Here is a 1,342-nt window from a genome sequence, read left to right as displayed (position 1 = left end):
TGAAAGCATGAGTGAACCGGCGGCGATGGTCGAATGAAAGCCCATCGCCACCGGTCACTCCGGAGTTGATCTAAGCAACGTTCTTGCTGATGCCGCGATAGTCGAGGGCCTTCACGCCGATGTCCCAGTGCACGTCCCACGCCCGGCCCCATTCGCCTTGGTCGAGTTCGAATGCTCGAATGACGGGTTCCGGCGTGCGGGTTCCGATTTCGAGAATCGGCACGTTCTTCGCGGCCAAAAACCAAGTTGATTCACTGCCCGCGTAGGTGTTGCCAGTGTCGGGATCCTTGACGCCTTGACTCAGGCGAGCATCACAGCGAACTTGGACGTCGGACCAACCGTCGATCTCGCGATCTCGCAACACTCCCCGAACAGTGTTGTCGAGTTCCCAGGGTGCGATCAGATAACCCGGTCGCAGGTCGAGGACCTGGCCGTTCTCGGTTTGGTTGGCCATGTTGGCGATGGCCGTGCCGAGTGAGGAAGCCGAAAGCGGTGCCGGAGTGTTCAAGTTTCCGTGGTCCGCATGGAACCAGGCGGTCCCATCGGAGAGTGTCCGGTTGCCGAGCAGTTCCGCGTAAGCGAGGTTCATGAACGTGAGAGCGGCGGCCTTTCCCAATTGCGTTCCGATCGTTGCGAGCAACCCGATATCGTCGTCGATCAAATCTTGCTCGTCCGCTCGAAACTGATCGGTGTAACGATGCACGCGGTACGTTTCGGCTCCAATGACGTCGAAACTCAGATGGCCAGCTTCCTGCCCTCTCGCCTGCTTTTCCAGTGAATCGGGCACGCCAACGCGGACCCGCTTGTTCGCTTTGAAATCCGCAATGTCTGTCTTGAACGTTGCCCACCCGTAGAGCGATTGAGCACCGACTCGATATTGCTCCATCGCACTCCGGTTGACGACATTGTCGAACACTTCCCCGCCGACCGAAGTCGACATGGCGGCGATAATCATGCGGCCGACCTCGCCGGGCGGTTCGATGCCTTGCAGGGCAAGGATGTCGCGGGCGGCCGCTCGCAGCGTGCAGCCATCCGATCCGTAGATGCCTTCTGCCAAGCATGCGGCTTCATCTTGGCGGCTTTTGACGTCGTTCGATGCCGTGATATCAATCGGCGACTGATTGCATTGGAGCAACAGCCCCGCCGTGATCATTTCGGCTTCGCGGCGGATGCGTTGTCGGGTGAGCGAAGTTCGTTTTCTCGCCATGATGTCCGTCCCTGGAATGGAATCAAATTGGACCTGTCCCCCGGTCGGTTCGTTCGGAGCGATGGTCGCTGGCACTTCGTAAAAGCGGAACCGGGTCATGTCCTAGTCCCGACAGTATTTTTCAATCCGCTCGAT

At 58.8% G+C, this 1,342-nt stretch carries 1 protein-coding gene; it reads right to left on the bottom strand.

Annotated features, from left to right (window positions below):
- Positions 1 to 70 precede the first annotated feature (70 nt).
- The gene (locus AC5DDB_RS29795) at positions 71 to 1,306 is read right to left on the bottom strand and encodes a phage major capsid protein (RefSeq protein ID WP_491743416.1); all 1,236 of its coding nucleotides are present in this window, start codon (positions 1,304 to 1,306) and stop codon (positions 71 to 73) included.
- Between the last annotated feature and the right edge of the window lie 36 nt (positions 1,307 to 1,342).

Source organism: Thalassoroseus sp., from assembly GCF_984380535.1.
Note: the sequence above shows the minus strand (reverse complement) of the source record. Positions and strands in the feature narration are given on the sequence as shown.